Source organism: Propionispira raffinosivorans DSM 20765 (assembly GCF_000381065.1).
In the GTDB taxonomy this organism is placed as follows: domain Bacteria; phylum Bacillota; class Negativicutes; order Selenomonadales; family Selenomonadaceae; genus Propionispira; species Propionispira raffinosivorans.
In genome coordinates this window covers 1-8,372 of the sequence record NZ_KB905865.1, presented here as the reverse complement: position 1 = coordinate 8,372, position 8,372 = coordinate 1, and the positions used below count along the sequence as shown (strand labels likewise).

Here is an 8,372-nt window from a genome sequence, read left to right as displayed (position 1 = left end):
ATAGTTACTTTCGAATTGACTCATAGTGAAATGTAAATTATATATTGCTTGATAAACTTGCCGAAAATCCTATACTTTCGAATTGACTCATAGTGAAATGTAAATGGGTATTCCTGCATCTCGTTTTAACTTTATAGCGTTCTTTCGAATTGACTCATAGTGAAATGTAAATTTACTCCTGGAATTGAAGCGTTAGGCAGAATGGCACTTTCGAATTGACTCATAGTGAAATGTAAATGAACATAAGTTTAGACGTTGCTTCTGGGTTAGATGCCTTTCGAATTGACTCATAGTGAAATGTAAATGTGGGTAGGAGAACAATTATTCATGCTTATCAATTCCTTTCGAATTGACTCATAGTGAAATGTAAATATGAATTGGTATATGATGATTTTTGGAGTAATTTTCTTTCGAATTGACTCATAGTGAAATGTAAATAGAAGAACACACCGCGTGGCATAAAGGAATTTTGACCTTTCGAATTGACTCATAGTGAAATGTAAATTGTGAAGATAGTGGTACTTGTAAGCTATATCTAGACTTTCGAATTGACTCATAGTGAAATGTAAATGTTGCTGAAGCTTGTTGTTGAGCCGCCATGACTGACTTTCGAATTGACTCATAGTGAAATGTAAATTTTTAAAATCGGTGTTATATATGACATCATGTCGCCCTTTCGAATTGACTCATAGTGAAATGTAAATGCACATAATAACCGTGCAAAGCGAAAAATATTTAACTTTCGAATTGACTCATAGTGAAATGTAATTACAGAGTTGAAATAAAATCAGCATTGGATTGCCCAAACTCCTGTATTCTTGGTGTTTGTGGCTGATTTTTATAAAACTAGTATCGCGGGTTAGAAAAACAAAATACCTTCGCTGATTAATGAAAGTGTTGAAGGCACGATGGTAGGAACTTTTGACTGTGGACTTGCCATGGGGGGCAGCCATTGTCGTGGCAGAGTCTATGGGGCTTGGAATCGTGCCAATCGGTGCGGTACGGAGAAACCCCGAAAAAATGATTCATTTGTTGAATTTTCCAGAGCGTACATTCCCTGTGGCATGGCTTATTGTGGGATATCCTAAAAATAATTCAGCACAAAAAACCTAGTTTCCTATTGCATGTTATTTGCACATAATGAAACTTATCAGGCTAAAGGCATGAAACAGGCGGTAGATAACTATGATATATTAATGGCGATTATTATAGGAAGCGCGCTAGCGAAATTGGGAATATTTGAGTTGTTTAATCTAGAAATACAAAGCCTTCTGGGGTTTTAACGCAGAGGGCTTTGTATGCGTTGGTTTAAAATAAAGATTGACAATAAAAGTTTTTGCTGAATTATGTATTAATTTGGCAGGAACTTTATTTTTTATGGGGAAATGTTACTTTAATGGAAAATTTGCATACATTTTTAATTAGTTTTTTATTGAATCGACTCATATTGAAAAGTAAAACACAGATATACAAATATGTTGTTATTTGTATACCTGTAAGGAAATATCAAATTATTGGGAGGTGATGTATGTGCAAATATTAATAAAATTGGAATTGAATAAAGCAGAATTGCCAAAAGATTTTCGTCCGGTTTTTGTTTCGCTGATCAAAAGTAGTTTAAGCAGTTATGGTGAAGAATTTTTTGATGGGTTTTATAAAAAGCGTGACAACATAATGAAAAAATTTACTTTTGGTGTAAGGATGAATCGTCCTAATTTTGTTGGTGATGTTGTGCAACTTGGTGGGAATGTAATCAGTTTTACGTTGAGTACGGCGGATATGAAAGAAGCTATGATTCTTTATAATGCAATGCTGAAGAATAAATTAAAAGAATTTCCTTTAGAACATCAAAATAGCATGAAAATAATGGATATAAAAATATTGCCACATACTAAAATCAATGCAAGTGAAATTGTGATAAAAATGCTTAGCCCAATGGTACTTCGGGAGCATAATCGCGAGACAAATATAGACCGATATGTGGATTGTACTTGTGAGGACTTTGCAGATGCAGCTAAAAAAATTGTACAAGCACAGCTTAGTATTTTTGCGATGGATGAAAATTTACTACATGGTTTTACTATAGTTCCTGTTATGCCGAAAAAAACAGTAGTTACTGCGTTTAAGTATCATATTGATGTGAGTTTAGGTGTATATAAGTTGACAGGCCAGCCGGAACTGCTTAATTTTCTTTATCATGCAGGGATTGGCTCAAGACGAAGCCAAGGTTTTGGATTCTTCCAAGTGTTAGCCTGAAGGAGGTGGGATGGTGGACGAAGATTTTGTAAAAATAGAAATCAATGCTTTTTTATTTAATGCTGGCATTGTTGGTTTTCATTATTTATTAGAAAATATGGAAGCTGTCAAAGGAGAAGATTACAAAGTAGAAGAAAATGCTTTGTTTATTTCAAAGGAGTTTTTAGAAAAGTCTGATCTCGCACAAGCGTATATAGATGCACATATTCAAAAGTTTAGCGAAGATGCAACGTTTACGCGTATTTGCAAAGAGATTGAGTCGATGGAGTCATTAACAGAAAAATATGTCGCCGAAGAAAGCAAAGAACTTAAAAAAATATTAGATGATAAATACAAGTATCTATTAAATAATACAGGTTTAGCGAGAAATAGTTATTTTAGTGCCTGTATGAGTTTAGCAGAACAAGGTTATAAAATCGATTTAAGCGCATTATGCAAAAATATCAAGGAAATTAAAGAGTATAAAGAAAAATATGAACAACTATGTAAGTTGAAAGAAGTGTTGCTTGAGGAAAAAGTAAAAGAAACATTTCTAATGAAAGATATTATTTATGCGAGAATTAATTCGATTTGGTCAAATAGAGCCTTTTTACATCAAAAGAAAAGTAAAGATAATATATATAATGTATATGAATTTGATTTTGTGGAACCTTTACAACAATATTTAAAAAAAGAAAAAACTGTAAAAAAAACTAAAACAAAAAATTGTATTGAATGTAATGCGACCATACCATCTAAACTAGATTTTTCAATGTCGTTTCTTAATGATACACTTGATGATTTGGGAAAAAAGAAATCATCGTTTTGGGATTGTAAACCAGATGCTTATATTTGCCCTTTATGTGCATTTGTCTATTCCTTAGCTCCGCTTGGATTTCAAATATTAGGCAGGAATCTTATTTTTGTAAATTCGAATACAAGTGTAGAAGTTTTGATTGGTGCAAATAAAGGAATTGAAAGTAAATATAAAATAAAAAATGCGAATAAAGAAAATGAAAAGTACCAGCTTATCTTAAATAATATGGTTCAAGGAATCATTGAAGAAAAGGCAGTAGAACAACAGAATATTCAAGTGATTGTTAGGGATAAAGCAACGGATCGTTATAAGTTTACTGTGATTGCAAAAGATATTTTAGAAGTGTTAACGAATTGTCAAAAAAATTTAGAAAAGATTAAAGAAATTTCTATAGAGATCAGTCCGAAAGTGTGGATTAGTGTTTATCAAGAAGTATTAAAAAATGTTTTTGATCGTTCTAATCAATATGGCTTGCTAAATATAATATTGAAAAATTCTTTGAAGGAAAATACATCAACGATTTATTTGAAAAATGTGGTGAATATTCAAATAAAAATGTCAGGGGGGACAAAAATGAAAAAAGCAAATGCGGATAATGCTTTTTATCGTGGACGGGATTTAAGAAGATTGATCTGTGGTGAAAAAACAAAAGCTCAAGATGCAGATAATAAATTAAGAGGCTTTGTCTATCAATTATTGAATGCCTTGCAAGTGAATGATCGCGAACAATTTTGGAATTTGGTGTTTAGGATGTATTCAAGTATAAGTGTGCCAGTCCCTCAAGTTTTTTTAGAAACGTTTTCATCAGAGGATGAATTGCAATATTTAGGGTATGCTTTTGTTCTCGGTTTGAAAAATGAAAAATATAATAGTGAAGATAAAGTTGAGGAGGTATAAAAATGGCTAAAAATGGATTAACGTTAAGCATTCTTTTTGAAGCAGAAAGTGCGAACTATGGTGAAGGTTTCGGTAATATTACCGTATTGAAAAAATTAGGACGTGACGATAGAAAACAGTATACATATATATCGAGACAAGCACTTCGTTATAATATGATGCAACAGCTGGGGTGGGATAATACACCAGTGACGGCACAAAATAAGGTTGTGCAATTTGCACCTGAAGCTACGATTGAACAATATCCTGAAATAGATTTATTTGGTTATCTTAAAACTTCGGCAAAAACAGATAGTGAAAAAGGTGGATCGAATAAACGATCAGCAGTCGTGCGCCTCAGTAATGCAATTGCTTTAGAAGCTTATCATGGTGAGATGGATTATTTAACCAATATGGGGCTGGCTGCTAGAGAAAAATTCGAAAATGCGATTGCGCAAAGTGAAATTCATAAATCTATTTATGCGTATACGATTACGGTTGATTTAGATCGAGTTGGGATTGATGCTGCGATTGATTTAGATAAACAAGAAAAAGCTAGACGCGTAAAAGATTTTTTAGCTACGGTGCAATTTTTATATCGCGATATCAAAGGTCGTCGTGAAAATTTAAATCCAATTTTTGTTGTGGGTGGCGTATATCAACGTAAAAATCCATATTTTGAAAATCGCTTAAAATTAAAGGATGCAAAGTTAAATTTAGAGCTTTTAACAGAAGCATTAAGTGTTGCCGATGAGGTCAAAGAAAATAGTTTAGTTGGTTCTATGAGCGGTATATTTGCCAATGATAAAGAAATTAAAGAAAAATTAAAACCCATATCGATTACAGACGTGTTTAACAAACTAAAATCAGAAGTGGATGCTTATTATGCGTAAGGTAATTCGCTTAGAGTGCTCACAGCAACTGGCGAATTATCGCAAACCGACAAGCTTTCAAATTAAAGAGTCGTATCCATTGCCTCCCTATTCAACGGTTATCGGGATGATCCATACGGTATGTGGATTTACGGAATATCATGCGATGGATATCAGCATTCAAGGAAAATATCATAGTGCGATAAGCGAAATGTATACGAAATATGCATTTGGCATTGCTTACGATAAAGACCGGCATCAAGCGGCAGTCAAAAATGGTGATAAACAAGATGGAATCAATATTGGGCCTGGTAATATTGAGTTGCTAACAGATATTAAGCTATTAATTCATATTCGACCAGAAAAGGAGGAGGATTTAGAGACAATCAAACAAGGTTTACTAAATCCTATTGTGTATCCGGCTTTAGGTAGGCATGAAGACTTATTATCCATTGATGATGTAGACATTGTCGAAATGAAAGAATCGAATAGAGTCGAACTAAAATATGATGCCTATGTACCAATTGAAGGTATCCATGCAAAAATGATTCAAAAACTAGGTTCTAAGTACAGATTAAATAAAATTTTTGGCGTCAATCCAAATACAGGGTTAAGGCAGTGGATTGAAAAAATTGAAGTGAGTCATGTAGCAAAAGACACTGTTTTGGCAAGAGGTACTTGGTATATGGAAAATTCAAAAGCAGCAGATGGGATATTTTTAGCATAAAATAGGGGCAAGTTCTTAATTTCATAGGAACTTGTCTTTCTTTTATAATGGAGGAAAAAACATGGCATATATAGCAAAATCTAATCCGATTCAAACCGTAAAAGAACATACCGATGATTTGCTGCTTTTATGGGAAAAGTTTTTGAAGTTATATGGTGATCAATTTAGTGAGCAGGAAAAAGAATTCATTTATTTAGCAGCTTTTTATCATGATTTAGGAAAACTCAATGCATTGTTTCAATATAAACTACACAAGGTGATCGGGCGCAAATACGAAGGTGTTGCTCCAAAAGCGGATGAAGAAGAAATACCACATGGGTTTCTAAGTCCGGCATATATGAACACGGAAAAATTAGAGGAGCTTTATGGCGAGGATATAGAGCTTGTAGTGACGGCGATTTATAATCATCATATAAGAGAAGATAGCTATACAGAAGGGGCTTTGGAAAGGTATATCGACAGGTATTTACCTGATTCGTATACGTATGATACAAAGCAGATATTTTATAAAAATACAGATTATTTGGATTTAGGATATTTAATTACTGCATTCACCAATAATCCACGAAATAAAGGCAATATGACAGCGAAAGAGGCACATGAAAAATGGTTAAAATATATTGTAGTCAAAGGTATGCTGAATAAACTAGATTATGCGGCAAGCGGACGAAATCTTGAACAAATAGAAATAGCGCCTTTGCCAGCGGGCGTTTTAACAAATGTTATTCAAAAGCAGTGGAAAGTGATTCGTCCAGTACAGGAATATATGATGCATCGCAAAGATGAAAATTTAGTCGTATTAGCGGCAACTGGCAGCGGAAAAACGGAAGCGGCTTTATTTTGGCTCGATGGCAGCAAAGCCTTTTATACATTGCCATTAAAAGTATCGATTAATGCAATTTATGAACGAATCAGTGGGCGAAAGGATCATCAATATCATTATGATGAAGATAAAATAACGCTACTTCATTCCGATTTATTGGCATATTATTTTGCAAAACAGGAAGTAAATGAACATAGTTTTGCAATGGAAGATCCCTTAATCAGAAAAGAAAAAGCAAAACTGCTGGCATATCCTTTAACGATTTGTACAGTCGATCAATTGTTTTGGTTTGTGTTTAAAGCGATGGGGAGTGAAATCGTACCAGCGACATTAAAATATTCAAAAGTCATTATTGATGAAATACAAATGTATTCAGCAGAAATTTTGGCGTACATTATTTACGGACTTAAAATTATTACACAGCTCGGCGGAAAATTTGCCATTATTACGGCAACGTTTCCTCCAGTACTCAGACATTTTTTAGTGCAGCAAAATATTGAGTTTCAGATACCAGAAAGCCCTTTTAGAGGAGAATATGATAAACGTCATAAGATTGAATTCATTGAGGCTGAAGACTTTGATTATGAAAAAATTATAGATGAAGCACAAAATAAAAAAGTGTTGATTTTATGTAATACAGTAGGAAGATCCCAAAGTGTATACGATCAATTAAAAGATCAAAATGAGTATGTAAAACTCTTACATAGTAGATTTATTCGCCAAGACAGAAAACTATTAGAAACTGAAATTATGAAGTTTTCTGATAGTGATGAAACGGGGATTTGGATTAGTACACAAATTGTCGAAGCGAGCTTGGATATTGATTTTGATGTGTTGTTTACGGAAATGTGTCCAGCAGATAGCTTATTGCAAAGAATGGGGCGTTGCTATCGTAAACGCAATTATGATGGGATAAATCCGAATGTCTATATTTATAATACAAAAAATGGCTGTGGCACGAATAATGTTTATCAGTATGTTGACATTTATCAATATTCAGTAGATGATTTGCAAAAATATAATCATAACTATTTTTTAGAAACAGAAAAATTTGAATATATAAATGCAGTCTATGATACAGCAAGAGTGAAAGCGACAAGCTATTATAAGAAAATTGAAGAGTGTTTAAAAACACTGCAAGATTTGCCGCCATCAACGATAGATGCTGGAACGGCACATCAGCAATTTAGAAATATTCAAAGCATCACGGTTTTACCCGAAAGATTTTATCAAGCGGATAACGTGCAGGAGTATATAAACATTATAAAAGATAAGAAACAATATGATATGAAAACCCGAATTAAAGCGGAAAATGATCTTTTGCAATATACAATATCTCTCAATGCAAATCTATTAAAATCTAAAAAAGGAAAAGGGGCAATTGATCGATATCCAATCGAAGCAATTAAATGGCTAGGCATTCATCGCTGCACAAGGGTATATGATTTTGCTGCTTTATCTGGAAGTGGTTTATGTTTGGAAAAAGAAGATGAATCAGAGAATTTATGTTGAGGTGAGAGCATGAAAAATGTAACAGGTGTACTTTATTCTTATTATTTTTTATGTACACGCAAAATGTGGTTATATGCACATGATATTAGCTTGGAAGATGAAAATGAACATGTACAGATTGGTAAAATCATCGATGAAACTTCTTATAGCCGCGAACGAAAGCATATTTTGGTTGATGATTGCATTAACATTGACTATATACATAATGGCATTGTGGATAGGTTACACTAAACTGGACAGATAAAATAAGGTCAAGTACACTTAAACTCAATATAAGATGAGGAGATTTACAATGAGCAAACGTGAACGCAGAACTTATACAGAAGAATTCAAAAACCAAATTGTCCAGTTATATTTAAATAATAAACCCCGACAGGACATCATTCGCGAGTACGAATTGACACCTTCTACCTTTGATAAATGGGTGAAACAAAATCAAACATCAGGTTCCTTCAAAGAAAAAGATAACCGTTCTCCCGATGAAGCTGAAATGATCAAACTCCGTAAAGA

8 protein-coding genes and 1 CRISPR repeat array are annotated in these 8,372 nt (G+C 33.4%); all 8 genes read left to right on the top strand.

Annotated features, from left to right (window positions below):
- Positions 1–7: 7 nt before the first annotated feature.
- Positions 8–770: a CRISPR direct-repeat array (repeat unit 31 nt; unit sequence CTTTCGAATTGACTCATAGTGAAATGTAAAT).
- A gap of 157 nt (positions 771–927) precedes the next feature.
- The gene (locus F606_RS22430) at positions 928–1,113 is read left to right on the top strand and encodes a nitroreductase family protein (protein ID WP_019555036.1); all 186 of its coding nucleotides are present in this window, start codon (positions 928–930) and stop codon (positions 1,111–1,113) included.
- A 417-nt stretch (positions 1,114–1,530) separates the two neighbouring features.
- The gene (cas6, locus tag F606_RS0116705; RefSeq protein WP_019555035.1) at positions 1,531–2,256 is read left to right on the top strand and encodes a CRISPR-associated endoribonuclease Cas6; all 726 of its coding nucleotides are present in this window, start codon (positions 1,531–1,533) and stop codon (positions 2,254–2,256) included.
- A gap of 10 nt (positions 2,257–2,266) precedes the next feature.
- Positions 2,267–3,949, top strand: coding sequence for a type I-B CRISPR-associated protein Cas8b1/Cst1 (gene cas8a1 / locus F606_RS22425; protein WP_019555034.1), 1,683 nt, complete (start codon positions 2,267–2,269; stop codon positions 3,947–3,949).
- 2 nt (positions 3,950–3,951) lie between these two features.
- Entirely contained in the window at positions 3,952–4,821 is an 870-nt protein-coding gene (gene cas7i / locus F606_RS0116695; RefSeq protein ID WP_019555033.1) for a type I-B CRISPR-associated protein Cas7/Cst2/DevR, read from the top strand.
- Positions 4,814–5,527 carry a type I-B CRISPR-associated protein Cas5b gene (gene cas5b / locus F606_RS0116690; RefSeq protein WP_019555032.1) on the top strand — a complete coding sequence of 238 codons (714 nt, stop codon included), beginning with the start codon at positions 4,814–4,816 and terminating at the stop codon, positions 5,525–5,527. Before cas7i ends, cas5b begins: the two co-directional genes overlap by 8 nt.
- 61 nt (positions 5,528–5,588) lie before the next feature.
- Positions 5,589–7,862 (top strand): CRISPR-associated helicase/endonuclease Cas3, encoded by a 2,274-nt coding sequence (locus F606_RS21495; protein WP_019555031.1) that lies wholly within the window; start codon positions 5,589–5,591, stop codon positions 7,860–7,862.
- Between the two features lie 9 nt (positions 7,863–7,871).
- A complete protein-coding gene (locus F606_RS21490; protein ID WP_019555030.1) occupies positions 7,872–8,093 on the top strand; it encodes a Dna2/Cas4 domain-containing protein in 222 nt (73 codons plus the stop codon).
- 61 nt (positions 8,094–8,154) lie between these two features.
- The coding region (locus F606_RS0116675; RefSeq protein WP_019554660.1) for a transposase at positions 8,155–8,372 on the top strand (218 nt) is incomplete at its 3' end.

Excerpts from the sequence above, each read along its gene's own strand:
- cas5b (WP_019555032.1), top strand. The coding sequence starts at position 4,814 with ATGCGTAAGGTAATTCGCTTAGAGTGCTCACAGCAACTGGCGAATTAT.
- cas7i (WP_019555033.1), top strand. The coding sequence starts at position 3,952 with ATGGCTAAAAATGGATTAACGTTAAGCATTCTTTTTGAAGCAGAAAGT.
- F606_RS21495 (WP_019555031.1), top strand. The coding sequence starts at position 5,589 with ATGGCATATATAGCAAAATCTAATCCGATTCAAACCGTAAAAGAACAT.
- F606_RS21490 (WP_019555030.1), top strand. The coding sequence starts at position 7,872 with ATGAAAAATGTAACAGGTGTACTTTATTCTTATTATTTTTTATGTACA.
- cas8a1 (WP_019555034.1), top strand. The coding sequence starts at position 2,267 with ATGGTGGACGAAGATTTTGTAAAAATAGAAATCAATGCTTTTTTATTT.